Genomic DNA, 26571 nt, shown 5'->3' with positions numbered 1-26571 from the left:
GCGTGCCGGGCGCCGCGGAGGAGCCGGGGTGTGGATAACGAGTCGAGCAGCGTCTGGGCGCCCGATAACCTTGGTTCATGTCCGATCCACAACTCGTGCTCGCCGCTCGGGTCCAGGCCGCGATCGTCGCCGCTTTCGGCGCCGAGTTCGCCGCCACCGACCCGGTGATCCGGCCGTCCCAGTTCGCCGACCTGCAGGCCAACGTGGCCCTGCCCCTGTCGAAGAAACTGGGCCGACGACCGCGGGACGTGGCCGAGGAACTGGTGGCCGAACTGGACGTCGAGGGCATCTGCGCCAAGGTCGAGGTGTCCGGGCCCGGCTTCCTCAACCTCACCCTGTCGGACGAGTGGATCGCCAGGCAGGCCTCCTGCCTGCTGTCCGGCGAGGTCCGGGTGGGCGGGCCGGTCACCGACCGGCCGCTGACCATCCCGGTCGACTACTCGGCGCCCAACGTCGCCAAGGAGATGCACGTCGGCCACCTGCGCACCACCGTGGTGGGCGACGCCTTCGCCCGCACCGCGGAGTTCCGCGGCCACGACGTGATCCGGCAGAACCACATCGGCGACTGGGGCACCCCCTTCGGCATGCTCATCGAGCACCTGCTGGAGATCGGCGAGGAGGAGGCCCAGCGGGAGCTGACCGACGACCCGAACGCCTTCTACCAGGCGGCCCGGGCCAAGTTCGAGGCCAGTGAGAAGGGCGAGGGGCACGGCGACTTCGCCACCCGGGCCCGCAGGCGGGTGGTCTCGCTGCAGTCCGGCGACGCCGAGACGCTGGCCATCTGGCGGCGCCTGGTCGACCTGTCCAAGCTGTACTTCAACAAGATCTACAGCGAGCTGGGCGTGACGCTCACCGACGCCGACCTGGCCGGTGAGAGCAAGTACAACGACATGCTCGCCGACGTCTGCGACGAACTCCAGGAAAAGGGCCTGGCGGTGATCGACGACGGCGCGCTGTGCGTCTTCCTCGAGGGCTACACCGGCCGCGAGGGCAAGCCGCTGCCCCTGATCATCCGCAAGAGCGACGGCGGCTACGGCTACGCCACCACCGACCTGGCCGCGCTGCGGTACAGGGCGCTGACCCTGCGCGCCGACCGGGTGGTCTACGTGGTCGGCATCCCGCAGTCGCTGCACTTCAAGATGATCTACGAGACCGCGCGGAAGGCCGGCTGGCTGGAGCACACCGAGCCGTTCCACGCGGGCATCGGCAACGTGCTGGGCACCGACGGCAGGATCCTGCGCACCCGCTCCGGCAAGCCGATCAGGCTGGCCTCGCTGATCGACGAGGCCGTCGAGCGGGCCGAGAAGATCATCGAGGACCGCGGCTACGACGCCGGGACCAGGGCCGAGATCGCGCGGGCCGTGGGCGTCGGCGCGATCAAGTACGCCGACCTGTCCGTGGCCCGCGACAGCGAGTACGTCTTCGATCTCGACCGCATGGTCGCGCTCAACGGGAACACCGGCCCGTACCTGCAGTACGCCGCGGCCCGGATCAGGTCGATCTTCCGGATGGCCGGCGCCGACCCCGGGGCGGCCGCCGGTCCGATCCGCATCACCCATCCGGCGGAGCGCGCCCTGGTGCTGAAGCTGCTGAGCTTCGGCGCCGCGATCGACGCGCTGATCGAGGACGTGACCCCGCACAAGCTGGCCTCCTACCTCTACGAGGTGGCCGACGCCCTCACCGGGTTCTACGAGAACTGCCCGGTGGTCAAGGGCCCGGACGGACCGGTGCCCGAGGAGGTCCGCGCTCCCCGGCTGGCGATCTGCGCGCTGGCGCTGAACACACTGGTCACCGGGCTGGGCCTGCTGGGCATCGGCGTTCCCGAACGGATGTGAGCCGCCCCGCCCCGCGGCGCCGCCGGTCCACCTCACGGTGACCGTCCGGCGACGGACCGTTCCCCGATCACCGGTGAGATCCGGGGGACAGGCCTTAGAATCACCTGGACCCCCCAGACGCTGCAGGCGACCTGGGGGGTGTGGTGTTCGAAGGCTGGTCCATCAGGACCCGGCTGACCGTGATCGCCACCTCGGTCATGTTCGTCCTGTGCCTGGGCACCTCGGTCCTGGCCCTGGTCGCGATCCGCAGCCAGGCGATCGACTACCAGGTCGAACGCACCACCACCGCGGCGCTGAAGATCGTGCGCGACGTCAAGCGCGACACCCTGCCCCAGCAGATCCCGCAGACCGGCGAGCTCGCCTGGTTGGACGGCGTCCAGGTGATCGACGCGCGGGGCCGGACCGTCGCCGGGACGCAGAACCTGGGCTCCACCTCCCGGATCTCCACGCTGACCCCGCCCGAGGACAACACCCGGGCCGCGCAGATCGACTGCTCGCTGCCGGTGTTCCCCGCCTGCGAGATCATCGTCGTGTTCCGGGTCTACGAGCCGGAAGGCGACTGGTTCGTCTACGCCTTCGCCCCCGACATCCCCTGGTACGTCGACGCACGGTTCCTGTCCCTGCTGCTCCTGGCCTGCATGCTGCTCATCGGCCTCACCTCGGTCGGCACCGCCCGTACCGTCTCCCGCGCCCTCAAACCCGTCAACGACATCCGCAGGGAGGCCATGCGGATCGCTCTGAAGACCGCCGGCGACGACTCCAGGCGCCGTATCGCGCTGCCCCGGCACGGCGACGAGCTGCGAGCCCTGGCCATCTCGGCCAACGAGGCGCTCGACCGGTTGGACGAGTCCCTGCGCAAGGAGCGGGAGTTCACCTCCAACGCCTCACACGACCTGCGTTCCCCGATCACCGCGATGCGCGCCGAGCTGGACGCGGCCATGATGTACCCGGACGAGACCGACTGGCCCGTCACCGCGGAGAAGCTGTCGGGCAGCCTGGACCGGCTCCAGGCCCTGGTGGACGACCTGCTCGAACTCGCCCGGCTGGACGCGGGCCAGGTGCCGCGGAGCAAGCGGCTGGATCTGGCCGAGCTGGTGCGGGCGGAGATCCTGCGGCGGCCGGAGGATTCCCGGATCACGGTCGAGGCCGAGCCCGCCGAGGTGTTCTGCCATCCCCTGCACCTGAGCCGGCTGTTCAACAACCTGCTCGACAACGCGGAACGGCACGCCGAGAAGGTCATCGACGTGCGGGTCGGAGCCGAGGGGGACCGGGCCGTCCTGGAGGTCTACAACGACGGCGACACCATTCCGCCCCGCATGCGGGAGGCGGTCTTCGACCGGTTCACCCGGCTGGACGCCTCCCGCAGCAAGGACACCGGCGGCACCGGGCTGGGGCTGGCGATCGTCCGGGAGATCGCCAACGCCCACCGGGGCGACGTCCGGGTGGGCGACAGCGAGACGGGCGCCAGGTTCATCGTCCGCCTCCCCCTCGCCCGTTGAGCCTCTTCGCGGGTTTGCGCACGTAGACGGGGGTGCCGACCTTGGCGTACCGGTAGACCTTCTTCGCCAGGTGCATGGGGATGCGGACGCAGCCGTGGGAGGCTCTGCGGCTGGGGACGCTCGGCGAGCCGTGCAGGGCGACGCCCCCGCGGAAGAAGGCCGGGTAGTACATGGCGCCCAGCCGTCCGGTGTGCCAGCCCTTGATCCTTCGGGTGACCCGGAAGTTCCCCACCGGGGTGCGGGCGAAGCCGCACAGCCCGTGGTCGCAGTAGAAGGTGTTGGCGCCGGTGGAGACGTGGGTGACCAGCACCGGCCGGTGGCGCTTCCACACGACGAGCAGCTGGCGGCGGAGGTCGATCTCGACCCTGCGGCCCGGCGCCCTGCGGACCAGCGGCCGGATCCGGACCGGGGCGAACAACGCGTTCCGGGTCCGCTCGCCCACGGTCGTGGCGGGCCTGAGCCCGTTGACCTTCTGGAACGTCCAGACCGCCGCCCTGGTCTCGTCGCCGTAGTAGCCGTTGACGGGCCCGGGCGAGTACCCCCACCGCCTCAGGTGCTCCTGCAGGATCTGGACGTCCTGGTTGTAGTCCTTGTAGCGGACGGTGCGGGTGAGGGCGGGCAGCAGTTCGTCCTTCGCCGCGGCGGAGACTGGTGGATTCGCCCTGGCGGGGCCGGGCAGGAGGGTCAGCAGTACGGTCACCGGAGCGGCGGCGGCGAAGGTGAGGCGCATGGTTGCGCACGGTAGTCCTCCGCACGCCGGACGGCCCGCCGTGACCTGCGGGATCGGCGAACGATTACCCGGCCCAGGGGCATTGATCGACATGGCCGGGCCCCTTCCCCCTGGAATCGGGGAAGGGGCCCGGGCCTCGGCGGGTCAAAGCCGGCTGAACAGGCCGGCCAGCCCCGACTTGTGCTCCGACTCCTCGCCGCCGCGGGACGAGCCGGTCTCGGATCGCTGTTCTTCCTCCCTTGGCTGTTCGAGGGCGGCGGGCTCGGTGCCCCGCTCGGCGGGCCTGCGCACCGTAGGGGTCGCGGCGGTGGGCTCGGCCGCGGCCGTCTTCCTGGTGGTGCGGGTCGTACCCGTCGTCTTGCGGGCGGCCGGCTTGGCCGCCGCCCGGCCGGTGGTGCCCGTCGCCCGGGCGCTCGTGGCACGGGTGCCCGTCGCCCGAGTGCCCGTCGCCCGGGTGCCCGCGGCACGGGTGCCGGTCGCCCGGGTGGTCCCGGTGCTCTTGGCCCGGGTGGTCGTGGTGGTCCTGCCGGCTGCCGGCTTGCGGGCGGCGCTGGTGCGTCCGCTCGCGGTGGTCCTGGCCGTGGTGCCGGTGGCCCGGCGGGTGGCGGGCTTGCGGGCCGTGGTCCCGGTGGACGTGCGGCTCGCCGCGGTGCGCCGGGTGGCCGGCTTGGCCTCGGCCGCCGGCTGCTTCACCGTCTTGAGCGCCTTGGCCGCGTCCGACATCGCCTTGGCCGCGGTCGCCATCGACTTGGTCGCGTTCTTCATCGCGGTCATCGCCGCGTTCATGGACTTGGCGGAGGTCCCCGCCTTGGTGGCGGCCGCGGTCATCTTGGTGGTGGCGGTCGTCATCTTGGTCGCCGCCGAGTTGACCTTGGTCGCCGCCGCCGCCGGAGTGGTGCCCTTCGCCGCGGTCCGAGTGGTCGTGGCACGTGTGGTCGTGCCGGTGGCCCCCGTGGTGCGTTTGGTCGCGCCGGTCCGCGACGCCGTCGTCCGGGCGGCGGTGCGGGACGCGGGCTTGGTCGTGGTGGTCTTGCGCGCGGCCGGACGGGTCTTCGACGCCGCCGTCCGCGAGGTGACCCGGGACGCGGTCGTGGCCGCGGCGCTGGTCCGCTTGGCGGGCTTCCGCTTGGCGGACGAACCCTTCGCGGTGGTCGTGGACTTCCTGCCGGTCGTCTTCTTGGCGGCCGGTGTGCGGGTCGTCGCGGTACTACGGCGAGTGGCCGCACGCGTTGTCGTTTTGGTAGGCACTGATCCATCCCCCCGTAGTGATCAGCTACGGGGGGAGATATTCCACACTTACCTTCTTGCTACACCCATCTTGACGATAACCCTTTACGCACTGTTACACACCGATGGGGTGCCACACGGTTTTCGTCTCCAGCAGTGCCGTCATCCGAACCGTTCCCGGGTCCGCGGACCAGTCGGTTCCCAGGCCGCGCAGCACACGCTTCAGATTCCCCGCAGCCGCTTCCTCACAGGCGTTCGCGAGTTCCTCGGACGCGCCCGCGAGGTCGATCGCGTTGACGTCCATATGGCCCGCCAGCCACGGTGCGAGTTCCACACGCGGCCCGGTGAGGACATTGACGACTCCTGACGGCAGATCGGAGGTCGCCAGCACTTCGGCGAAGGTGATGGCCACCAGTGGGGAGTCGGCGACGACCACCGCGGTGTTGCCGGTGACGATGGCCGGGGCCAGCACCGACACCAGTCCGAGCAGAGGCGTCCCGGACGGCGCGAGCACTCCCACCACCCCGGTCGGCTCGGGTGTCGAGACGTTGAGGAACGGTCCGGCGACGGGATTGACCGAACCTGCCACCTGGGCGATTTTGTCGGCCCATCCGGCGTACCAGACCCACCGGTCGACCGCCGCGTCCACTTCGGTTTCCGCGTCCTCCCGGGAAAGGCCTGTGTCGCGCAGTTCCTCGACGAACTGCCGCCTTCTTCCCTCCAGCATTTCCGCGATCCGGTAGAGGATCTGACCGCGGTTGTAAGGAGTCCTGCCGGACCAGCCGCCGAACGCCTTACGCGCGGCGACGACGGCGTCCCGCACATCCTTGCGGGACGCGTGGGAGGCGTTGGCGAGGAATTCGCCCCTGCTGTCGTTCACGACGTAGGACCTGCCGGACTCCGAACGCGGGAAGGCCCCGCCGATGAAAAGCTTGTAGGTCTTGCGCACCCGGAGCCGCGCCGGGGCCTCGGCGGCGTCCTTCTTCTTAGCGGACAAGGTAGGCCTCCAGACCCTGACGGCCGCCCTCGCGGCCGAAACCCGACTCCTTGTAGCCGCCGAACGGCGAAGCCGGATCGAACTGGTTGAACGTGTTGGCCCACACCACGCCCGCGCGCAGCCTCTGGGCCATGGACAGGATGCGGGAGCCCTTCTCCGTCCACACTCCCGCGGACAGCCCGTAGGGCGTGTTGTTCGCCTTCTCGACGGCCTCGGCGGGGGTGCGGAACGTGAGCACCGACACCACCGGGCCGAAGATCTCCTCCCGGGCGATGCGGTGGCTCTGCGCCACCTCGGTGAAGATCGTGGGCGCGAACCAGAAGCCGCGCTCGGGCAGTTCGCACTCCAGCGACCAGCGTTCGGCGCCCTCGGCCTCGCCCGAGGCGACCAGTTCGCCGATGGTGGCCAGCTGGACGGCGGAGTTGATAGCCCCGACGTCGGTGTTCTTGTCCAGCGGGTCGCCGACCCGCAGCGTCGCCATCCGCTCCTTCAGCCGGGTCATCAGCTCCTCGGCGACCGACTCCTGCACCAGCAGCCGCGAGCCCGCGCAGCACACCTGCCCCTGGTTGAAGAAAATGGAGTTGACGACGCCCTCGACCGCCTGGTCCAGCGGGGCGTCGTCGAAGACGATGTTGGCGCCCTTGCCGCCCAGTTCCAGGCCGAGGCGTTTGCCGGTGCCCGCGACGGCGCGGGCGATGCGCTTTCCGACCTCGGTGGAGCCGGTGAAGGCGATCTTGTCGATGCCCGGGTGCTCCACCAGCAGCCGCCCGGTCTCCGGGCCGCCGGTCACGATGTTGACCACGCCGGGGGGCAGTTCGGCCTGGCGGCAGATGTCGGCGAACGCCAGCGCGGTCAGCGGGGTGGTCTCGGCGGGCTTGAGCACCACGGTATTGCCGCAGGCCAGTGCCGGGGCGATCTTCCAGGCCAGCATGAGCAGCGGGAAGTTCCACGGGATGATCTGGCCGGCGACGCCGATCGGGGTGGTGCCGTACCCGGCGTACTCCAGCTTGTCGGCCCAGCCCGCGTAGTGGAAGAAGTGCGCGGCGACCTGGGGCAGGTCGAAGTCACGGGTCTCCCGGATGGGCTTGCCGTTGTCGACGGACTCCAGGACTGCCAGCTCCCGTGAGCGCTCCTGGATGATCCTGGCGATCCGGTAGAGGTACTTGGCGCGCTCGCGGCCCGGCATCGGGCCCCAGACCTTCTCGAACGCCGTGCGGGCGGCGTCCACGGCCAGGTCGACCTCCTCGGCCCCGGCCTCGGAGACCTCGGCGAGCACCTCCTCGGTGGCCGGGTCGATCGTCGGGAACGTCTGCTTGGCGGAGACGAACTCCCCGTCGATGAACAGGCCGTAGGACTCCTCGATCCGGACGACGCTCCGGGACTCGGGTGCCGGTGCGTACTCGAACAGCTCGTCGCTCATCATCATCCAGTCAGTCCAGCGTGAAGTAGTCGGGGCCGGAGTAGACGCCGGTGGCGAGCTTCTCCCGCTGCATGAGCAGGTCGTTGAGCAGGCTGGAGGCGCCGATGCGGAACCAGTGCGGGTCCAGCCAGTCCGGACCCGCGACCTCGTTCACCTGGACCAGCAGCTTGATCGCGTCCTTGGTGGTACGTATGCCGCCCGCCGGCTTCACCCCGACCATGCGTCCGTGCCGCTCCCGGAAGTCCCGGACGGCCTGCAGCATGAGCAGGACGACCGGCGCGGTGGCGGCGGGCTGGATCTTGCCGGTGGAGGTCTTGATGAAGTCGGCTCCGGCCAGCATCGCCAGCCAGGACGCCCGGCGCACGTTGTCGTAGGTGGCCAGCTCGCCGGTCTCCAGGATCACCTTGAGGTGGGCGGAGCCGCAGGCCTGCTTGACCGCGACGATCTCGTCGTGGACCTTGGCGTAGTCCCCGGCCAGGAACGCCCCCCGGTCGATGACCATGTCGATCTCGCTCGCCCCGTCGGCGACGGCCTGGCGGGTGTCCTCCAGCTTGACCGCGAGCGGGGCGCGTCCGGACGGGAAGGCCGTCGCCACCGAGGCCACGCCGACGCCGGAGCCGCGCAGCTCGTCCACCGCCACCTTGACCAGGTCGGGGTAGACGCAGACCGCGGCGACCGCGGGCGCGCCGGGCGCGGTCCGCACCGCTTTGGTGCACATCGCCCGGACCTTGCCGGGGGTGTCGGACCCCTCCAGGGTGGTCAGGTCGACCATGGAGATCGCCAGGTCGATCGCCCTGGCCTTGCTCTCGTTCTTGATCGACCGGGTGCCCAGCCGGGCCGCACGCGCCTCGACGCCGACCTGGTCGACCCCGGGCAATCCGTGCAGGATTCCCCGCAGCTCGTTCGTAGGTGTCACCGACAAAGCATCCGTCATGGCATGCGCACCTACCAAACGCATCCCCTGAACTGGGACATAGCGACAACCCACCGGGGGCCGAGCCGTCACCCTTTGTCCGTTTCACCAAACTTCCCGCCCTTGCTCGATCAAGCGTGGAGCGGGCACATTGGAAGGACAGGACGACGCTTCGACGAGGAGGCGCGGACATGTTCGAGGAAGCCCAGTACTTCTCGCCCGTCGACGAGGACGAGCACGGCAGGGTGACGGTGAGTCTGGCCCGGGACCACCCCGGCTTCGCCGACCCGGTCTACCGGGAGCGGCGCAATCTGATCGCGGAGCTGGCCGTCGGGCACGGGCGCGGCGACCCCGTCCCCGAGGTCGCCTACACCGAGGAGGAGCAGGAGGTGTGGCGGCTGGTCTCGGCGGAGCTGGCGGCCAAGCACCGGCGTCACGCGGCCCGCGAGTTCCTGGACGCCAAGGAGCGCCTGGGACTCCCGGCCGACAGGGTCCCGCAGCTGCAGGAGGTCTCCGAGATGCTGCGCCCCCTGACCGGCTTCCGCTATCTGCCCGCCGCCGGGCTGGTGCCGCTGCGGGAGTTCTACGGCTCCCTGTCCGACGGCTACTTCCACTCCACCCAGTACCTGCGGCACCACAGCATGCCGCTCTACACCCCTGAGCCCGACGTCATCCACGAGGTCATCGGCCACGCCAACGCCCTGGCCTCCGACCGGTTCGCCGCCCTGTACCGGGCGGCGGGGCGGGCGGCCCGGCGGGTGGAGGGCAGGCAGGCCCTGGAGTTCGTCTCCAGGATCTTCTGGTTCACCCTGGAGTTCGGGGTGCTGCTGGAGGACGGCGAGCCCAAGGCCTACGGGGCCGGCATCCTCTCCTCCTACGGGGAGATCGAGGAGTTCCGCTCCATGGACATCCGCCCGCTGGACGTCCATGCGATGGGCCTCACCGACTACGACATCACCAAGTACCAGACCCGCCTGTTCCTCGCCGAGTCCCTGGGGCAGCTGGAGGACGTCGTGGGCGGTTTCTGGGAGGCGTGCGACGACGACTCGATCGCGGCCCTGAGCGTCTGAGCCGCGGGCCCGCGAACACGAAGACGGGGTTCACGCCGTCTGGGACACGGCGTGAACCCCGTCTTCGCCTACCGGGCCGGGAGTAATGACCTCACCACCCGGAGAAGACCCGACTTGCTCTTGGTCTCCTGAGAACGTCCGGAGTCCTCCGTGCGTTCCTGCTCCTCCCGGTCGGCCTCCTCCTGGAACCGCGAGACCCGGTCCTTCATGACCGCTCTGGTGAAATCGTGGTGCAGCATGGTGTCCTCGGCTTTCCTCGACGCCGCTTCCGACACCTTCAATCTCGCGCTAAGACCCCGGCCGGCGCATGAGGCAGATGCCTTATTCACCCCGCGGATCGCCTGGTCGTGCGGCCTAAGACGGGGGCGGAGGGACTAAGAAGGGTCGCTCAGGCCCGTTCGGCGGACAGCAGGCCGAGCCTGCGGGCCTCCGCCGCGGCCTCGGTGCGGGAGGCCACGCCGAGCTTTCCGAGGATGTTGCTGACGTGGACGCTGGCGGTCTTCGCCGAGATGAACAGCGCCTCGGCGATCTCCCTGTTGGAGCCGCCGCGGCTGAGCTGTTCGAGCACTTCCAGCTCCCGGGCGGTGAGCCCGTGGGACGGCGAGCCGCGCTCCCCGGCGCCCAGCCTCCGGATCAGGTCCCTCGCCGCCTCCTCCAGCGGGGCCGCGCCCAGCTCCCGCGCCAAGGTCACCACCTCGGTCAGCCTGGCCGCCGCCCGCTTGCGCTCGCCCGCCGCCGCGTCGTGCTCGGCGGCCCGGTGGAGCGCCTGCGCCCGGGGGTAGGGCTGGCGGACGTCCGCCCAGGCGGCGACGACGTCGTCCCAGCGGGGGTCTTCTCCGGTGATGCGGGCGGTCTCGGCCCGGAAGGTCAGCGCCCAGGCCCGCTGGACCGGCCCGCGGGCGGCGAGCCCCTCCACCCGGGCGGCCAGGGGCTCCAGTTCCGCCGCCGTGGTGCACGCAGCCGCCCCGATCGCCAGGACGGGCCAGGCGTAACGGCTGTCGTCGGGACGGTTCGTTCCGATCAGCACGGGTTCCAGCGCGCTCAGCGCCGCCTTGCGGTCCCCCTCCATGAGCCGGAGCCCGGCTTCCAGCCGCAGCACCGGATAGTGCTCATGGATCCGCTGGTCCACTTTCCAGCGGCTGAACTTGTAGGCCACCTCCAGCCCGCGTTCGGCGGGCTCCCGGTCCCCCCGCGCCAGTCCGATCTCGCCGCGCTGCAGCACCAGGCAGGCCCGGTGGGCCCGTGGCGGGTCGGCCTCCAGCGCCGACTCGATCACCCGCTCCGCCTCGTCCCAGCGGCCCAGGGAGTGCAGTGACTCGGCGAGGTTGATGCTGAGGAACGACCCCTGGATCCGGAAGAGCCCGATCTCCTTGGCCCGCTCGATCCCCCGCGCGGCCACCTCCACGGCCTCGTCGTGCCGCCCGGCGCCCTCCAGGAAGTGGGACCGGTTGATCGCGGCGCGCACCAGCTGCTGGTCCGCGCCGATCTCCGCGGCGATCCGCTCCGCCTGGTCCTGCAGCTTCCACGCCAGCTGTTCGTCGCCGCCGAGTTCGTACTTGTCCTCATCGAGCAGGCAGGCCAGGGTCAGCAGCACGTGCGCCTCCGACCGCCGGTCGCCCGCGGCCCGCGCGGCCTCCAGCGCCTCCTCCACCGCGTCCCTGGCCTCCTCGGTCCCCGAGCCGAGGAACAGGTGCTGCGCCAGCGACGCCATCACCTGGGCCCGCTCGACGGATGGCGGCTCGGCCGGCACCAGCCTGGCCGCCTGCTTCAGGTCCTCCAGCCAGCCCTGACGGCCCAGCCGGTGGTACATCCGGCCGCGCTGGTCCAGCAGCCACGCCCGCCGGAGCGGATCGTCGGTCTCCCGCAGCGCCGCGGAGGCCAGTTTGATGCCGCGTTCGCTGTCCCCCGCCCACTCCGCGGCGCAGACCGCCAGCCGCAGCACCTCCGTCCGGGAGGAGCCGATCTTCTTCTCCGCTTCCGGCACCCGCTCCCACAGCTCCAGGACGCGTTCGAGCATCCGCAGCTCCTCGGCGTAGGCGGCGGCGCGGTCGGCCTCCTGCCCGGCCCTCCAAGCGCTGATCAGCGCCCACTCCACGTTGTGCGCCGCGTACCAGTGGTGGGCCAGCTCGGCGGCGGCCCTGCCGGGTGGCACCAGCGTGGCGTCGTCCTCCAGGGCTTCGGCGTACCGGGTGTGCAGCCGGGTGTGCTCGCCTGGCAGCAGGTCGTCGTGGATGGCCTCGCGGATCAGCGCGTGCCGGAACCGGTATCCCTCGCCTTCGACCACCAGGATGTTCCCGGCCACCGCGGGCCGCAGGTCGCGGGTGAGGCCCCGCTCGTCCAGGCCGCTGACGGCGGCCAGCAGCCGGTGCTCGATCCGGGCGCCGCCCGCACTGGCCACCCGCAGCAGCTCCCTGGTCTCCTCCGGCAGCCTTTCGACGCCCGCCAGCAGCAGGTCGCGCAGCGACTCGGGGATCTCGCAGGCGATGCTTCCGTCGGCGTCCATCAGCGCCTCGACGAACAGCGGGTTGCCCTCACTGCGGGTGAAGAACTCCTCGACGCGTCCTCCGCCCGGCTCGGTGCCGCGCAGCCGGGTCATCAGCTCGCCGACCTCGTGCCGGGCCAGCCTGCCCACCTCGTGCCTGGCGACCCGTTCCAGCCTGTCCAGCTCGGCCAGCAGCGGGCGCAGCGGATGCCCCCGGTGCAGCTCGTCGGACCGGTAGGTGACGACGATCATCAGCTCGGCCACCGCGCCGAGGTTGCGGACGAGGAACGCCAGCAGGTCGCGGCTGGAGCGGTCGGCCCAGTGCGCGTCCTCGACCACCAGCACGACGGGGCCCTGCCCGGCCAGCCGGTCCAGCAGGGTCAGCACCAGCTCGAACAACCGGGCCTGGTGGTGTCCGGAACCGTCGCCGTCCGGTTCGCCGAACTCCGGCAGCAGCCGGGCCAGTCCCTCCGTCCGCCCGCCGACCAGCGCGGCCACCCCGTCGGCACCCAGTTCCCGGACGAGCTGCCGCAGCACGGCGGTGAACGGTGCGAACGGGAACCCGTCGACGCCCAGCTCCAGGCAGCCGCCCAGCAGCAGCCGCGCGCCCTGGGCCCGGGCCCTGGCGGCGAACTCCGTCACCAGCCGGGTCTTGCCGATGCCGGCCTCGCCGCCCAGCAGCACCGCCCGCGCCGAGCCAGAACGCACCCGGGCGAACGCGCCGTCCAGCGCGCCGAGCTCGGCCTCCCGCCCGACCAGTACCGGGCTCACACCGCCCATTCCCACGTTCACGCCCCCCAGGATGCCAGCCGAATCAGACATTTCTCCCGATGGTCCTCGCGGTCCGGCCGCGCCCTCACAACCCCAGCCTCCGCGCGACCGCCGCGGCCTCGCCCCGGGAGGAGACCCCGAGCTTGCCCAGGATGTTGCTCACGTGCACGCTGACCGTCTTGGCCGAGATGGACAGCGACCGTGCTATCTCCCGGTTGGCCCGGCCCTCGGACAGCTCCCGCAGGACCTCGACCTCCCGCGCGGTCAGCCCGCGCACCGCCGTCGCGCCGCCCAGCCGGGAACGCACCTCCTCGATCCCTGCCAGCAGCGGAGCCGCGTCCAGGTCCGCGGCCAGCCTCCGGGCCCGCTCCAGCCGCCCGGCCGCGAGCCTCCGGTCCTCCGGAGCCGCGCGCAGCAGGGCGTAGGCCTCCCGGTAGGGCTGGCCGATCTCCCGCCAGGCCTCGGCCACCTCCCCCCAGGACGGGCCGAAACCCGTGATCGGAGCGCACTCGGCCTCGAAGGCGAGCCGCTGCGCGGCCATGACCGGCCCCAGCACGTCCAGTCCCTCGGCCTGCTTCAGATAGGGCGCCGACTCCGCCTCGTCCCGGCAGGCACGCGCCACCAGCATCAGCACCGGCCAGGCATAACGCGCGCCGTCCGCCATCTCCCCCGGCTCCAGCAGCGGTTCGGCCGCCTCCAGCGCCCGTCCCGGTTCTCCCTGTGCCAGCCGCAGGGCGACCTCCAGGCGGAGCACCGCGAAGAGGTCCTCGGCTCGGCGCACCGGGCCCCGCCGGACCACCGACCGGGCGAAGCCCAGATCGGCCTCCGCCCGCTCCAGGTCGCCCCGCGCCACATGGATCTCCCCCGCCAACGCGCGCAGGCTGCCCAGGTGCCGGTTGAGCGGAAGCCGCTCGGTCACGTTCTCGATGATCCGCAGCGCCTCGTCCCAGCGGCCCAGGGAGACCAGCGGCTCGGCGGCGTTGTAGGCGAGGATGGTGCCCATGATGCGGCCGAGCCCGCGAGCGAAGGCCTCCTCCTGCCCAGCTCGGGCGACCCGGTGGGCCTCCTCGTGCCGCCCCTCACCCTCCAGCACGTGCGAGATGGTCAGCTTGTGCCGGAGCACCTCGTTGTAGTCCTCACAACGCTCCAGCAGCGGCTCGACCTCGTCTAGTAGCGCGAACCGCTCGTCGTCCGCCAGCCCCTCGCCCAGAGACAGGGTCATCAGCGCGCTGGCCTGCGCGGTCGCGTCGTCCGCCAGGCGGGACACCCGCACCGCGTCCAGCGCCGCCTTCCGCGTCTCCGCCATGGTGTCGGGGATCTTGTGCAGGTACTTGGCGAGAGCCGCCAGCGCTCTGGCCCGGGCCGCGGTCGGCGGATGCTCGGGCAGCAGCGCGACCGCGTCCCGCAGGTCCTGCACTCCCTCGGCGCGGTGCAGGTGCAACCGCATCCGGCCCCGGCAGCTGAGCAGCCCCGTCCGCGCCGCAGGGTCCGCCACGTGCTCCAGCGCGGCCGACGCCAGTTCGATCCCCCGATCGAGCTCACCCGCCAGTTCCGCGGCGGTCACCGCCCGTAGCAGGACCTCGCCCCGGTCGAGCCCCGAGGGCACCCGCCCGGACAGTTCCAGCACCCGTTCGGACAGCGCGAGCGCCTCGGCGTACGCCGCCGACTTCATGGCCTCTCCCGAGGCGGCCCACGCGCTCTCCAGTGCGCGAGGGAGGTCCCGCGCGGCGTACCAGTGGTGGGCCAGCCCGGCCGTGGCCCGTCCCGGCGGCACCAGCCACGGCTGCTCCTCCAGGGTCCGGGCGTAGGCCAGGTGCAGCCGCCTCAGCTCCCCCGGCAGCAGGTCCTCCCGGACCGCCTCGCAGATCAGCGCGTGCCGGAAGGCATAGCCCTCGCCGTCCACCGCCAGGACGTTCGCCGCGACGGCGGGGCGCAACGCGTCGTCGAGCGCGGCGCCGTCGAGCCCTGTCACGGCCTCCAGCAGCCCCTCATCCGGGTACTGTCCGCCCACCGCCGCGACCCGCAGCACATGCTGCGACGTGTCGGGCAGCCGCCGTACCCCGGCCAGCACCAGGTCGCGCAGCGACTCCGGCAGCTCCGCCGTCTCCTCCCCTGCCAGCGCCTCAACGAACAGCGGATTGCCCTCGCTGCGCCGGAACACCTCCCGTGCGCGGCCGGCGTCGGCCCGCTCGCCGAGCATCTGCGCCGTCTCCGCCGGAGTGAGCCTGCGCAGCTCCAGCCGTTCCACCCGGTCCACCCGGTCGAGCTCGGCCAGCAGCGGACGCAGCGGATGGTCGCGGTGCAGCGCCTCGCTGCGGTAGGTGACGAGCACCAGTACCGAGCCGGCCAGGTTGCGGATGAGGAAGTCCAGCAGGTCGCGGCTGGAGCGGTCGGCCCAGTGCGCGTCCTCGATCACCAGGACCAGGGGTTCGCGCTCCGCCAGCCGGTCCAGCAGGCTCAGCACCAGCTCGAACAGCAGGGCGCGCGCCTCGTCCACGGGGGACTCGTCGGGATCGCCGAGCTCCGGCAGCAGCCGGGACAGGCCCCTGGCGCCGGGCAGCAGCTCCCCGACTCCGTCCGCCCCGAACTCCCGCACCAGCCCGCGCAGCGCGGCGGTGAAGGGAGCGAACGGCAGCAGCTCGGCCGACAGCTCCACGCAGCCGCCGGTCAGCACCCGGGCGGCACCGCGGCCCGCGGTGAACTCACGGACCAGCCGGGTCTTGCCGATACCCGCCTCGCCGCCCACCAGCACGGCCCCGGGCAGCCGTCCGAACGCCTCGTGCAGGCGTGTCAGCTCCTCGGTCCGGCCGATCAGCGGTAGGGCGGGGGGCATATGTCCAGCATGACAGGAGACCCGGGTTCCGCCCAGCGATTATCGCCGTCAGCGATCACGCCGGACAGCCGGACCCGGTGGCCGGAGGACCCTCTCCGCCCTCCCGCCACCGGGCCGTCGGACCACACGGGAATTTGTGGCTGGCCGGGACGCGCCCTGCTCGGGGTGCACCCGCCCGCTGGGGCGGAGAGGCGAGAGGACGTTTCCGCGGCCGTCCTCATTCTCTGCCCGGAGGCACCCGTCACATGGGGAGACTTCCCGATACGCCGACCTGAATTTTCAGCGCCCGGACTTCCGGGGAAGGCTATCCGGGCACACGCGCGACGGCGAAGACCGTCTGGCCGAACGGCGGGCGGAAGAGCTTCTCCAGGAACCGGGTGGTCGGGATGACGGTCCGGTCGTAGATCTTCACCAGCCGGGGGTCGGGGTAGCCCACGCCGCCCCGCCGCACCGCCGCCCACCAGGCGATGCCGCCCAGGAAGTTGATGGGCTTGAGCACCTCGGCCTCCAGGCCCGCCGCGGCGATGGTGGCGCCCAGCGTCTTGGGGGTGTAGCGGGTGACATGGCCGACCTTGCGGTCGAAGTCCCCGTAGAGCTGCATGTAGCCGGGCACCCAGATGACGATGCGGCCGCCGGGCTCGACCACTGCGGCCAGGTCCCTGAGCGCCTGCGCGTCCTCGGCGATGTGCTCCAGGACGTTCATCATGACGACGGTGTCGACCTTCTGCCGGATCCCCACCTTCGCGGGCAGCGCCAGCGACAGGACCTCGACGTCGGGGTCCTCGGCGTAGCGCTTGCGCAGCTGCTCGACGCAGTACGGGTCGTTGTCGCTGACGGCCAGGTAGTCCAGCCTGCCCGCGAACTGCTCGGAGAAGTGCCCGAGCCCGGAGCCGATCTCCAGCAGCGAACGGCCGACGTGCGGCGCCACCATGTCGTACTCGTACTTGCGGTAGTTGCGCGCCTCGTCGCCGCCGAGGTGGTTCTCCAGGGCGCCCTCGCCGGCCGCGGGCTGGACCGGCTGGAAGTTCTCAGACATGGGTTCCACTCGTGCTCGGTTCCGGGAATCGGGGCGAGTTTACCGGCTGGTACCCCCTCCTGGCGGAAGTCCGGTATCTCAACTCAGTACAGCGACCCGGGCGATCCGCTCCGCGGCCTCGCGCAGCCGCCCTCCCGCGCCCCGCACGCGGGTCAGCCGTTCCGCCCGGCAGGAGACGGCCAGCGCGCCGGTCAGCCCGCGCGTCTCGTCCGCCACCGGGACCGCGACGCAGGCCGTGCCGAGCGTGTACTCCTCGCGGTCCAGCCAGAGGCCGTCGCGCCCGGCCAGTCCCCGGTCCAGCGTCCTGCGGTCGGTGATGGTATGCGGGGTGAGGTCGAGCATCGGGTGGCGGGCCAGATGCTCGCGCCTTCCGGCCTCGTCGAGCTGGCCCAGGAGGCACTTGCCGATGGCGGTGGCGTGCGCGGCCTCGTTGAAGCCGACATACAGGTCCACGCGGCGCTCCCGCGGCCCGTCGACGACGTCGACCAGGCTGATCTCGCCCTCCCGGTGGACCGCGAAGTAGGCGGCGACGCCCAGCTCGTCCCGCAGCGAGGCCAGGACGGGACGGACCCGGGCCAGCGTCACCTGGGTGCGGCCCCGCGCGTACAGGCCTTCGAGCCGACCGCCGATCACCCAGCAGCCGTCGGGCAGCTTGGTGGCGTAACCCTCGTGGGCCAGTGTCCGCAGCAGGTGGTAGGTCGTGGCCAGCGGCAGCCCCGCGGCCCGCGCGAGTTGTTTGGCCGGCGCGCCCGACGGGTGCGCCGCCACCGTTTCCATGAGGTGCAGCGCACGTCGCACCGAGGCGATCAACGTCGGTTCACGCGTGCCTTCCATCACAGAAAGCGAACACTGCCTGTGAAGTCAGGTCAAGCCGTTTCCGCAATTCTCTAGACGGACGGTTCGTCCAGCGCGGTCGTCAGGGGCGGAATGGGGAGCCGCTTCTTGGGACGGCCTGACGGCCTCCTCACGGCGGCCTCCGGTTCCGGGGCGGGAGCCTCCTGCGGTTCCGGGGTGCTCTGGGAGGACTGTTCGGGGTGCTGGACGTCGTCGCTCGTCGGCATGGCCATGACCCTAGCCACGTCTTTTCCAGCTTCCGGTGAAGCCAGGGGCATGCTTCGCCAAGCTCCGCGAGGACGCGGAGGATTCCAGGAGGAAGCGGCGAGGGCCGCGACGGAATCCGCCGCGGCCCTCGTCTGCTCTGACAGCGCCCTCCTCGCGGAGAGGCCCGCCGTACTTAGAGGCGCTCGATGATGGTGGCGTTGGCCTGGCCGCCGCCCTCGCACATCGTCTGCAGGCCGTAGCGGCCGCCGGTGCGCTCCAGCTCGTGCAGCAGCTTGGCCATCAGGATGCCGCCGGTCGCGCCCAGCGGGTGGCCCAGGGCGATGGCGCCGCCGTTCGGGTTGACCTTGGCCGGGTCGGCGCCCAGGTCCTTCTGCCAGCCGAGGACGACCGGGGCGAAGGCCTCGTTGATCTCGGTGACGTCGATGTCGTCCATCTTGAGGCCGGACCTCTTGAGGGCCTTCTCGGTCGCCGGGATCGGGCCGGTCAGCATGTAGACCGGGTCGGAGCCGGCCAGGGCCAGCGTGTGGATCCGTGCGCGCGGGGTCAGGTTGTGCGTGCGCACCGCTTCTTCGGAGGCGATGAGCAGCGCGGACGCGCCGACCGCGATCTGGGAGGAGACGGCCGCGGTGATCCGGCCGCCCTCGCGCAGCGGCTTGAGACCCGCCATCTTCTCGAGGGTGGTGTCGGGGCGGGCGCACTCGTCGCGCTCGACGCCGTTCAGCGGCGCGATCTCGCGGTCGAAGTAGCCGGCCTCGATGGCCTTGCCCGCGCGGATGTTGGACTCCAGGGCGAACGCCTCGAGGTCCTCGCGGCTCAGGCCCCACTTCTCGGCCATGAGCTCGGCGCCGCGGAACTGGGAGATCTCCTGCATGCCGTAGCGCTCGGCCCAGCCGTCGCCGTAGGGCATGCCGGCCTTGGGGCCCTCGGCGCCGAACGGCACGTTCGAGCCCATCGGCACGGCGGCCATGTTCTCGACGCCGGCCGCGACGACGAGGTCCTGGGTGCCGGACAGCACACCCTGGGCGGCGAAGTGCACGGCCTGCTGGGAGGAGCCGCACTGGCGGTCGATGGTGACGCCGGGCACGCTCTCGGGCAGGCCCGCGGACAGCCACGCGGTGCGGGCCACGTCCAGGGCCTGCATGCCGGCCTGCGAGACACAGCCCATGATCACGTCTTCGACGGCGGCCGGGTCGATCCCGGTGCGCTCGACGAGGGCCTTCAGAACGTGCGCGCCGAGGTCGGCGGAGTGAGCTCCGGCCAGGCCGCCCTTCCTGCTTCCGACGGGGGTACGGACCGCGCCGACGATGTACGCCTCGGCCACAACGCCTCCAAAGAATCTAGGGGTGGGGTTCCGTCCCATTAAACCGAATGGGGTTCGGTTGTCCTGAGCTTACCCCTCGGTACACGACAACCCAAGAGTGACCCTGCACACTCAACCGGAAAAATACCCGAGCCGACGTCCAGCCCCGGCCGCGGACCCGCGAGAGCCGCTCCGCGGCCGGGCACCGAGCCGAGAACGTCTAAGGTGACGTCATGGACGGGATCGTCACGCTCGTACTGCTCGCGCTCCTCGCCGCCTTCTGCATCCGGTGGGCGGCCGTACGCCTCCGCTTCCCCGCGCCCACGACCAGCGCGGTCGTCATCGTCTTCGTGATAGTGGTCCTGGCGTTGTGGGGCCAGTCGATGAATTGATTCCCCGGGCGGTGAACCATCCGGGCCCCGCGGTCGTCTCATCTGATTGACCACTGCGAGGGGAGGTAGTGCCGTGCCGAGCGCCGTGGGCACCCTCTCCACCTTCCTCACCAGGCTCGCCGACTTCGCCGAGCCCCGCCCCCACGACGAGGCGCTGGACCTGTGCTACGGGCCCAGCCCGCTGGCCTCGGCGCTCACCCCGCGGGTGGGGCGGCTCACCTCCGTCGACCTGGGCGCCGGGCCCGGGCCCGGCCCGGTCGCGCTCCCCTACCGCGACGCCGAGTTCTCGCTGGTCACCGCGCGGTTCACCCTGCTGCGCATGACGGACCCGGCCGCCGCGCTCCGGGAGATGTTGCGGGTCTGCCGCTCCTCCGGGCGGATCGTCCTGGCCGAGCTCGCCCGCACCAACTGCTCCAGCGACCACCGGGACGCCCTGGAACGCGTGCGGGATCCCAGTTTCCGGTCCACCCCGCCGATCGGCGACCTCATCGCGATGGTCGAGTCCGCCGGCGCCCGCATCACCCGGCTCGACCTGCTCACCGTGGAGCGCCCCGCCGAGCCGTGGCTGGCCGCCGCCCGCGACCCGCGGATCGCCGAGCGGCTGCGCGAGGTGTTGCTCGCCGAGGTCGACGGCGGCCCGAAGACCGGCGCCAAGCCCCGCGTCATCGGGGGCGAGCTGTGGTTCACCCAGACCTGGGCGCATCTGGCCGCGGTCCCCGTCCGGGACGCGCGGGCCCGCGGGTAGCCCGCCGCCTCAGGTGAGGGGCAGTTCGAACCAGACGGCCTTGCCGTCGGGCGTGGGACGCGAGCCCCAACGGGCCGCGATCTGGTCGACCAGGTACAGGCCGCGGCCGCCCTCGTCGGTCTCCCCCGCGTTGCGGATGCGGGGCAGCCGCAGGTCCGGGTCGAAGACCTCCACCCACAACGCGCCGGCGCCCTTGCGCAGCCGCAGCCGGAACTCCTGCTTCACCGGCTCGGGACGGCCCAGGCCCGCGCCCAGGTCCCAGTCGTCCTCGTCGAAGGAGAGCTCCGGCGCGCCCACCAGCGCGCGTTTCTGCGCCGGGACGTTGGTGGCGTGCAGCACCACGTTGGTGACGATCTCGGAGACCAGCAGGCAGGCCATCTCGGCCTCGTCCTCGTGCAGGCCCCAGGCCGCGAAGGTCTCGGCGGCCAGCCTGCGCGCCTCCGACACCATGATCGGTTCGCTGGGGAAGGTGCGCTCCTCGACCGGGAGCTCCTCCGGCGCGGTGCGGATGACGACCAGGGCCACGTCGTCGTCGATGTCGCCGGGCACCGCGGAGAACACCGTGTTGGCCACCGTCTCCACGTCACTGCGGGCGACCCGGCCGACGGCCTCGGCGATCAGGAGGCGGGACTGCTCGCTGCTGTAGTAGGTGCCGTCCTCCTTGGGACGGCGCTCCACCAGGCCGTCGGTGTACAGCACCAGGGTGCTGCCCGGGGGCAGGGTGACCGTGGCCTCGTTGTAGATGATGTCGCCGCCCAGGCCGGGAGAGCGCACGCCCAGCATCGCCCCGGCCGCGGAGTGGAAGTCCAGCTCGCCCACCCGGCCGTCGAGGACGAGCATCGGAGGGCTGTGCCCGGCGTTGGAGAAGGTCAGCTCCCGCGACCAGGCGTCGTAGACGAAGTAGGTGCAGGAGACCAGGGACGGGCGGGGCGCGTCCGCGGAACTCATGGTGCGCACCCATTCGTCCAGCTTGCGCATGATGTCGGCGGGAGACTTGTCGTCCTGGGCGAAGGCGCGCAGCGCGGCGCGCAACTGGCCCATCACCGCGGCGGCCCGGGCGCCGCGGCCCTCCACGTCACCGATGACGATGCCGACCCGGCCCGCCGACAGCGGGATCACGTCGTACCAGTCGCCGCCGACCTGGGTCTGGATGCCGTGGCCGTGGGACTCCAGCGGCTTGGCGGGCTCGTAGCGCCAGGCGATCTGCAGCCCGTCCAGCTTGGGGGGGCGCTCGCCCGGCAGCAGATGGCGCTGGAAGGCCAGGGCCGTCTGGCGCTCCTCCTCGAAGAGCATGGCGTTGTCGATGGACAGCGCCACCCGGCCGGCGATCGCGCCGACGAGGTCGCGGTCGAAGCCGTCGTAGTGCGGGTCGGCGCGGCGGCCCAGATGGGACAGGCCGAGACTCATCACGCCCAGCACCTCGCCGCGCGCCACCAGCGGGGCGGAGATCATCGAGGTGAGGCCCAGTTCGCCGTCGAGGCCGGTGGCCAGGTCGACCAGCACCGCGTCGCGGCGGCTCATCGCCTTGGCCGCGTGGTGGTCGGGCGGGTAGGCCACCTGCTCGTCGACCTCGGGCCAGGTGCCGGGCGGCGGCGTCCAGTCGCCGGCGTGCCGGGAGACCCGCCGCACCAGCCTGTCGGAGGAGGCGAGATCGATGAAGACGTGGTCGGCGAACTGCGGGACCAGGGTGTCGGCCACCGCCCGCAGCGTGACCTCCAGCTCCAGGGAGCCGGCCAGCCGGGTGCCGATGCGGTCGAGCAGCCCGTACCTGTCCTGGTCGCGCTGGTTGCTGCGCAGCGCCTCCCGGGCCAGGATCGCCACCCCGTCGATGGCGCCGGACGGGTGGCGCAGCGGGACGGCCTGGGCGCGGGTGTAGATGGTGCTGCCGTCCTCCCGCAGGTTGCAGAAGGTGCCCTCCCAGACGCCGCCCTTCAGGACGTGCCGGGCCAGCTCGGTGGCCTGCTCGTGGTCCTCCTCGGCGATGCCCAGGGACAACACGCTCTGGCCTATGTACTCGCTTCCGGCGAAGCCGAACAGCTTCTTGGCGAAGGCGTTGATATGGATGATGTTGCTGAAGCGGTCACAGACGATGACCGCCATCTCCATCTGGCCGAGCACGGCCTCGGGCGCCAACTCGGGCTCGAAGGGGGGTTCGCCCCACTGCTTCATCCCCTCACCTCCGGCACCCGTTCGACGGCGAACGCGGCGCCCGCGGGCGGGAGGGAGCGGAGATCGTCGGCCAAGATCTCAGAGTTTCGCGACGAAGACGTGCTCGGCGATACGTCGTGGAAGTTCTGTCTCAGGGCCGTCCCCGGAGTCCTCACTGGTCACTCGCACACCATCGTCGCCAACCGCGAGCGTCACCTCGCGTCCGGGCTGAATCCCGACCTGCTTGAGTTTAAGCATAAGGTCATGATCGCTCTGGATCTGTTCGCTGATCCGCCGGATCACCGCGGGTTGTCCGTCCCGGGTGGCAACCGTCGTCATCGCGGTCAGGCTCTCGTCGTCCGCGGCCTGCTCCTCGCCGCCGTGGCCGCCGAGCTCCTCCAGACCGGGGATCGGGTTGCCGTGCGGGCAGTTCGTGGGGTTGTCCAGCAGCACCAGCAGCCGCCGCTCCACCGCCTCGGACATGACGTGCTCCCACCGGCAGGCCTCGGAGTGAACGTCCTCCCACGGCAGGCCGATGACGTTCACGAGCAGGCATTCGGCGAGACGGTGCTTGCGCATCACCCGCACCGCCAGGTCCCGTCCGGATCTGGTCAGTGCCAGGTGGCGGTCTCCCTCGACCCGCAGAAGGCCGTCGCGTTCCATGCGGGCGACCGTCTGGCTGACGGTAGGCCCGCTCTGGGAGAGTCGTTCGGCGATGCGCGCGCGCAGCGGAACGATCCCCTCCTCTTCCAGCTCGAACACCGTGCGGAGATACATCTCCGTGGTGTCGATCAGGCCGTGTGAGGTCAAGGTTCCTCCAGTCTCTGCGTCAGAGTTTACGTCTTCGGCCGCCCTCCAGATGCCCGGATGCCGGAGCCCGGTCAAGCGTTTTGCGGGTACGTCGTATTCCACTCAACTACAAAGGGCCGCCCCTCGGGGCGGCCCTTGTGACATTCGTTACAGGCTCTGGCTGCCCGCCACGTCCGCGAGGGGACGGGAACCGGGGCCGGTGTAGCGGGCGCTCGGGCGCACCAGGCGCCCGGTGCGCTTCTGCTCCAGGATGTGGGCGGCCCAGCCGGCGGTGCGGCCGCAGGTGAACATCGCGGGCATCATCGCGGTCGGGACCTCGGCGAAGTCCAGGATGACGGCCGCCCAGAACTCGACGTTCGTCTCGATCGGACGGTCGGGGCGGCGCGCGCGCAGCTCCTCCAGCGCGGCGTCCTCCAGCGCCTTGGCCGCCTCGTACCGGGTGGCGCCCAGCTCCTTGGCGGTGCGGCGCAGCACTCGGGCGCGCGGGTCCTCGGCCCGGTAGACGCGGTGGCCGAAGCCCATGAGCCGCTCCCCGCCGTCGAGGATGTCGGTGACGACCTTGCGGGCGTCGCCGAGCTGCTCGACCCGCTCGATCATCGGCAGGACGCGGGCCGGGGCTCCGCCGTGCAGCGGGCCGGACATCGCGCCGATCGCGCCGGAGATGGACGCGGCGACGTCCGCGCCGGTGGAGGCGATCACCCGTCCGGTGAAGGTGGAGGCGTTCATGCCGTGCTCGGCCGCCGAGACCCAGTAGGCGTCGATCGCCCGCACGTGCCGGGGGTCGGGCTCGCCCCGCCAGCGGATCATGAACTGCTCGGTGACGGTCCGGCCCTCGTCGACCCGCGACTGCGGCACGGCCGGGAGGCTCAGGCCGCGGGCGCTCTGCGCGGCGAAGGAGAGCGCCTGCGCGGAGACGCGGGCGAGGTCGGCGCGGGCCTCCTCGTCCGAGATGTCCAGCAGCGGGCGCATGCCGTAGACGGTGGCCAGAGTCGGCAGCGAGGCCTGCACGTCCACCCTGACGTCACCGGAGCGCACCGGCAGGAGGTGGGGTTCGGCGGGGGCCAGGCCCGGGTCGAACGAGTCGTCCACCAGCAGGCCCCACACCCGGTCGAAGGAGACCTCGCCGACGAGCTCCTCGATGTCCACGCCTCGGTAGCGGAGGGCACCGCCCTCCTTGTCGGGCTCGGCGATCTCGGTCTCGAACGCGACGACTCCCTCGAGCCCCGGCTTGAACTCAGACATACGGCCTGCCTTTCGGTTCCCCTGCGGTCGGTCGCCATGCATTGAACCGTGCTCGATTACCCACCAGTATCCCAGGGGGGTCACTTGGGTTCCAGGGGCAGGTGAAAAGCTTGACCACTGTGGATCGCCTTCCAACTGACCCAGCAGCCCTGAGAATCTCATACGAGAGGGGGGCGCTCACCGAGGAGTCCGCGCCCTCCGAGCCTCTGGCCCTGTTCACCGACTGGTTCGCGGACGCGGTGAACGCGGGGCTGCCCGACCCCAACGCCATGGTCCTGGCCACCGCCTCGGCGGACGGACAGCCGCGGGCCCGCACCGTTCTCCTCAAGGGGTTCAAGGAGGACGGTTTTCAGTTCTTCACCAACCACGCCTCGCGCAAGGGCCGGGACCTGGCGGAGAACCCCTGGGCGAGCCTGCTCTTCCTCTGGCATCCGCTGCAGCGGCAAGTGATCGTCATGGGCCGGGTCGAGAGGCTGCCCGAGGAGGAGTCCGCCGCCTACTTCCGCTCCCGTCCCTACGGCTCCCAGATCGGCGCCTGGGCGTCCCGGCAGTCCTCGGTGGTCTCCGGCCGGGAGGAGCTGGAGGACCGCTTCTCAAAATTGACCCTAAAATGGCCAGAACCGGACAGCGTCCCGGTGCCCGACTTCTGGGGCGGCTACCGGGTGATCCCCGACTCGGTGGAGTTCTGGCAGGGCCGGCCCGACCGGCTGCACGACCGGCTGCGCTACACCCGGGAGACCGGACCCCCGGACCACTGGCTACGGGAGCGCCTCGCCCCATGAGCAAACGACTGCTGCTCGACACCACACCCCTGCGCAACCCCGCCTACCGGCGGCTGTGGATCGGGCACGGCGTCTCCTTCACCGGCTTCCAGATCACCTCGGTGGCCGTGCCCGTGCAGGTCTACCAGATGACCGGGTCCTCCTTCTGGGTCGGCGTCCTGGGCGTGGTCAACCTGGTGCCGCTGATCGTCTTCGGCCTGTGGGGCGGCGCCGTCGCCGACCACATGGACCGGCGCAGGCTGCTGTTCCTCTCCTCGCTGCTGACCTGGATCGCCACCCTCGGCCTCCTCGCCCAGGCCGTCCTCGGCCTGGAGCTGCTCTGGCTGCTCATGGCCGTGGTGGCGCTGCAGTCCACCGGCTTCGCTATCTCCTCGCCGACCCGCGGCGCGATCGTGCCCCGGCTGTTCAGCGTCGAGGAGATCCCCGCCGCCAACAACCTCAGCTACACCTTCAGCCAGGCCGCCACCCTCGGCGGGCCGCTGCTGGCCGGGCTGATCCTCACCCGCTGGGACTACTCCTGGGCCTACGCCCTCGACGCGGTCCTGTTCACCGTCATGCTCTGGGCCGCCTTCAAACTGCCGTCGATCCCCCCGGTCGGCGGCCCCGAGGAGGTCCGCGGCGCACCCGGCCTGCGCTCCGTCCTGGACGGGCTGCGCTTCCTGTGGACCCAGCCGGTCCTGATGATGTCGTTCGTGGTCGACATCATCGCCATGGGCGTCGCGATGCCCCGCGCCCTCTTCCCCGAACTGGCCGACACCCGGTTCGGCGGCGAGTCCGCGGTCGGCTGGCTGTTCGCCGCGATCGGCATCGGCGCGGTCCTGGGAGGGCTGTTCTCCGGCTGGATCGGCCGGGTCAGGCGGCAGGGCCTGGCCCTGATCGTCTCGATCGTCCTGTGGGGCCTGGCGGTGGCCCTGGCCGGGCTGCAGCACTCGCTGTGGGCCGCGGTGGCGCTGCTGGCCCTGGGCGGCGCGGCCGACCTGGTCTCGGCGGTCTTCCGGACCACGATCCTGCAGACCTACGCGCCGGACGAGATGCGCGGCCGGATCCAGGGCGTGTTCACCGTGGTCGTCGCCGGCGGGCCGCGGCTGGGCGACCTGCGCGCCGGGATCACGGCCGTGGCCTTCGGCGCGGGCACCGCCTGGGTGCTCGGCGGCCTGGCCTGCGCGGTCCTCGTCGTCCTGGCGGGCCTGGCCTCCCCCGCCCTGCTGCGCTACCGGCCCGGCGTCCCACATCCCGGACCGGAGGAACGATCTTCCGAGCAGGTCACGTAGGCTTTC

The 26571-nt window shown here is 71.5% G+C and carries 21 protein-coding genes; 7 read left to right on the top strand and 14 right to left on the bottom strand.

Going from position 1 to position 26571, the window contains the following annotated elements:
* Positions 1-77: 77 nt before the first annotated feature.
* Positions 78-1835 carry an arginine--tRNA ligase gene (argS, locus tag ABGB12_RS27745; protein ID WP_347682410.1) on the top strand — a complete coding sequence of 586 codons (1758 nt, stop codon included), beginning with the start codon at positions 78-80 and terminating at the stop codon, positions 1833-1835.
* 143 nt (positions 1836-1978) lie between these two features.
* The gene (locus ABGB12_RS27740) at positions 1979-3334 is read left to right on the top strand and encodes a HAMP domain-containing sensor histidine kinase (RefSeq protein ID WP_347682409.1); all 1356 of its coding nucleotides are present in this window, start codon (positions 1979-1981) and stop codon (positions 3332-3334) included.
* On the opposite strand, the gene ABGB12_RS27735 is transcribed toward ABGB12_RS27740, so the two are convergent.
* The 5 genes from ABGB12_RS27735 to deoC all read right to left on the bottom strand — a co-directional run bounded on the left by ABGB12_RS27735 (position 3306) and on the right by deoC (position 8642).
* A complete protein-coding gene (locus tag ABGB12_RS27735) occupies positions 3306-4064 on the bottom strand; it encodes a L,D-transpeptidase family protein (protein WP_347682408.1) in 759 nt (252 codons plus the stop codon). The two genes, ABGB12_RS27740 and ABGB12_RS27735, sit on opposite strands and share 29 nt — an antisense overlap.
* Positions 4065-4208: 144 nt before the next feature.
* A complete protein-coding gene (locus tag ABGB12_RS27730) occupies positions 4209-5312 on the bottom strand; it encodes a hypothetical protein (protein ID WP_347682407.1) in 1104 nt (367 codons plus the stop codon).
* A gap of 94 nt (positions 5313-5406) precedes the next feature.
* Positions 5407-6288 carry an aldehyde dehydrogenase family protein gene (locus ABGB12_RS27725; RefSeq protein WP_347682406.1) on the bottom strand — a complete coding sequence of 294 codons (882 nt, stop codon included), beginning with the start codon at positions 6286-6288 and terminating at the stop codon, positions 5407-5409.
* Complete coding sequence (locus ABGB12_RS27720) at positions 6278-7708, bottom strand: aldehyde dehydrogenase family protein (RefSeq protein WP_347682405.1); 1431 nt, start codon at positions 7706-7708, stop codon at positions 6278-6280. The genes ABGB12_RS27725 and ABGB12_RS27720 overlap by 11 nt, the downstream gene beginning before the upstream one ends.
* 10 nt (positions 7709-7718) lie before the next feature.
* Positions 7719-8642: a deoxyribose-phosphate aldolase gene (gene deoC / locus ABGB12_RS27715; RefSeq protein WP_347682404.1), complete on the bottom strand. Its 924-nt coding sequence runs from the start codon at positions 8640-8642 to the stop codon at positions 7719-7721.
* 170 nt (positions 8643-8812) lie between these two features.
* On the opposite strand from deoC, the gene ABGB12_RS27710 reads away from it, so the two are divergent.
* Positions 8813-9691: a phenylalanine 4-monooxygenase gene (locus ABGB12_RS27710; RefSeq protein WP_347682403.1), complete on the top strand. Its 879-nt coding sequence runs from the start codon at positions 8813-8815 to the stop codon at positions 9689-9691.
* Positions 9692-10079: 388 nt separating this feature from the next.
* On the opposite strand, the gene ABGB12_RS27705 is transcribed toward ABGB12_RS27710, so the two are convergent.
* The 6 genes from ABGB12_RS27705 to ABGB12_RS27680 form a co-directional block, all read right to left on the bottom strand.
* Positions 10080-12965 (bottom strand): AAA family ATPase, encoded by a 2886-nt coding sequence (locus tag ABGB12_RS27705; RefSeq protein WP_347682402.1) that lies wholly within the window; start codon positions 12963-12965, stop codon positions 10080-10082.
* Between the two features lie 64 nt (positions 12966-13029).
* Complete coding sequence (locus tag ABGB12_RS27700) at positions 13030-15777, bottom strand: AAA family ATPase (RefSeq protein WP_347682401.1); 2748 nt, start codon at positions 15775-15777, stop codon at positions 13030-13032.
* 304 nt (positions 15778-16081) lie between these two features.
* Positions 16082-16813, bottom strand: coding sequence for a methyltransferase (locus tag ABGB12_RS27695; protein ID WP_347682400.1), 732 nt, complete (start codon positions 16811-16813; stop codon positions 16082-16084).
* A 78-nt stretch (positions 16814-16891) separates the two neighbouring features.
* The gene (locus tag ABGB12_RS27690; protein ID WP_347682399.1) at positions 16892-17647 is read right to left on the bottom strand and encodes an IclR family transcriptional regulator; all 756 of its coding nucleotides are present in this window, start codon (positions 17645-17647) and stop codon (positions 16892-16894) included.
* Between the two features lie 53 nt (positions 17648-17700).
* Positions 17701-17874 (bottom strand): hypothetical protein, encoded by a 174-nt coding sequence (locus tag ABGB12_RS27685; protein WP_347682398.1) that lies wholly within the window; start codon positions 17872-17874, stop codon positions 17701-17703.
* Between the two features lie 173 nt (positions 17875-18047).
* Positions 18048-19196: an acetyl-CoA C-acetyltransferase gene (locus tag ABGB12_RS27680; protein ID WP_347682397.1), complete on the bottom strand. Its 1149-nt coding sequence runs from the start codon at positions 19194-19196 to the stop codon at positions 18048-18050.
* A gap of 212 nt (positions 19197-19408) precedes the next feature.
* Between ABGB12_RS27680 and ABGB12_RS27675 the strand changes: the two genes are divergently transcribed.
* Positions 19409-19567 (top strand): hypothetical protein, encoded by a 159-nt coding sequence (locus tag ABGB12_RS27675; protein ID WP_347682396.1) that lies wholly within the window; start codon positions 19409-19411, stop codon positions 19565-19567.
* Between the two features lie 73 nt (positions 19568-19640).
* Positions 19641-20312, top strand: coding sequence for a methyltransferase domain-containing protein (locus tag ABGB12_RS27670; RefSeq protein ID WP_347682395.1), 672 nt, complete (start codon positions 19641-19643; stop codon positions 20310-20312).
* A gap of 9 nt (positions 20313-20321) precedes the next feature.
* Here the strand turns inward: ABGB12_RS27670 and ABGB12_RS27665 are convergent, their stop codons facing one another.
* The 3 genes from ABGB12_RS27665 to ABGB12_RS27655 form a co-directional block, all read right to left on the bottom strand.
* Complete coding sequence (locus ABGB12_RS27665; RefSeq protein ID WP_347682394.1) at positions 20322-22481, bottom strand: SpoIIE family protein phosphatase; 2160 nt, start codon at positions 22479-22481, stop codon at positions 20322-20324.
* Between the two features lie 78 nt (positions 22482-22559).
* Positions 22560-23270 (bottom strand): metal-dependent transcriptional regulator, encoded by a 711-nt coding sequence (locus ABGB12_RS27660; protein ID WP_347682393.1) that lies wholly within the window; start codon positions 23268-23270, stop codon positions 22560-22562.
* A 147-nt stretch (positions 23271-23417) separates the two neighbouring features.
* Complete coding sequence (locus ABGB12_RS27655) at positions 23418-24512, bottom strand: citrate synthase 2 (RefSeq protein ID WP_347682392.1); 1095 nt, start codon at positions 24510-24512, stop codon at positions 23418-23420.
* A gap of 119 nt (positions 24513-24631) precedes the next feature.
* On the opposite strand from ABGB12_RS27655, the gene pdxH reads away from it, so the two are divergent.
* Together pdxH and ABGB12_RS27645 are read left to right on the top strand one after the other, a co-directional pair.
* The gene (gene pdxH, locus ABGB12_RS27650) at positions 24632-25294 is read left to right on the top strand and encodes a pyridoxamine 5'-phosphate oxidase (protein ID WP_347682456.1); all 663 of its coding nucleotides are present in this window, start codon (positions 24632-24634) and stop codon (positions 25292-25294) included.
* Entirely contained in the window at positions 25291-26565 is a 1275-nt protein-coding gene (locus tag ABGB12_RS27645; RefSeq protein WP_347682391.1) for an MFS transporter, read from the top strand. Before pdxH ends, ABGB12_RS27645 begins: the two co-directional genes overlap by 4 nt.
* Positions 26566-26571 lie beyond the last annotated feature (6 nt).

The organism is Actinocorallia sp. B10E7 (genome assembly GCF_039871655.1).
GTDB lineage: Bacteria > Actinomycetota > Actinomycetes > Streptosporangiales > Streptosporangiaceae > Actinocorallia.
This window is presented reverse-complemented; position numbering and strand designations above follow the sequence as displayed.

What these genes read in the sequence shown, in the direction of transcription:
- argS (WP_347682410.1), top strand. Translation starts at nt 78, where the DNA reads ATGTCCGATCCACAACTCGTGCTCGCCGCTCGGGTCCAGGCCGCGATC.
- ABGB12_RS27685 (WP_347682398.1), bottom strand. Translation starts at nt 17,874, where the DNA reads ATGCCGACGAGCGACGACGTCCAGCACCCCGAACAGTCCTCCCAGAGC.
- ABGB12_RS27690 (WP_347682399.1), bottom strand. Translation starts at nt 17,647, where the DNA reads ATGGAAGGCACGCGTGAACCGACGTTGATCGCCTCGGTGCGACGTGCG.
- ABGB12_RS27710 (WP_347682403.1), top strand. Translation starts at nt 8,813, where the DNA reads ATGTTCGAGGAAGCCCAGTACTTCTCGCCCGTCGACGAGGACGAGCAC.
- ABGB12_RS27720 (WP_347682405.1), bottom strand. Translation starts at nt 7,708, where the DNA reads ATGAGCGACGAGCTGTTCGAGTACGCACCGGCACCCGAGTCCCGGAGC.
- ABGB12_RS27665 (WP_347682394.1), bottom strand. Translation starts at nt 22,481, where the DNA reads ATGAAGCAGTGGGGCGAACCCCCCTTCGAGCCCGAGTTGGCGCCCGAG.
- ABGB12_RS27695 (WP_347682400.1), bottom strand. Translation starts at nt 16,813, where the DNA reads ATGTCTGAGAACTTCCAGCCGGTCCAGCCCGCGGCCGGCGAGGGCGCC.
- deoC (WP_347682404.1), bottom strand. Translation starts at nt 8,642, where the DNA reads ATGACGGATGCTTTGTCGGTGACACCTACGAACGAGCTGCGGGGAATC.
- ABGB12_RS27655 (WP_347682392.1), bottom strand. Translation starts at nt 24,512, where the DNA reads ATGTCTGAGTTCAAGCCGGGGCTCGAGGGAGTCGTCGCGTTCGAGACC.
- ABGB12_RS27675 (WP_347682396.1), top strand. Translation starts at nt 19,409, where the DNA reads ATGGACGGGATCGTCACGCTCGTACTGCTCGCGCTCCTCGCCGCCTTC.
- ABGB12_RS27645 (WP_347682391.1), top strand. Translation starts at nt 25,291, where the DNA reads ATGAGCAAACGACTGCTGCTCGACACCACACCCCTGCGCAACCCCGCC.
- ABGB12_RS27735 (WP_347682408.1), bottom strand. Translation starts at nt 4,064, where the DNA reads ATGCGCCTCACCTTCGCCGCCGCCGCTCCGGTGACCGTACTGCTGACC.
- ABGB12_RS27700 (WP_347682401.1), bottom strand. Translation starts at nt 15,777, where the DNA reads ATGCCCCCCGCCCTACCGCTGATCGGCCGGACCGAGGAGCTGACACGC.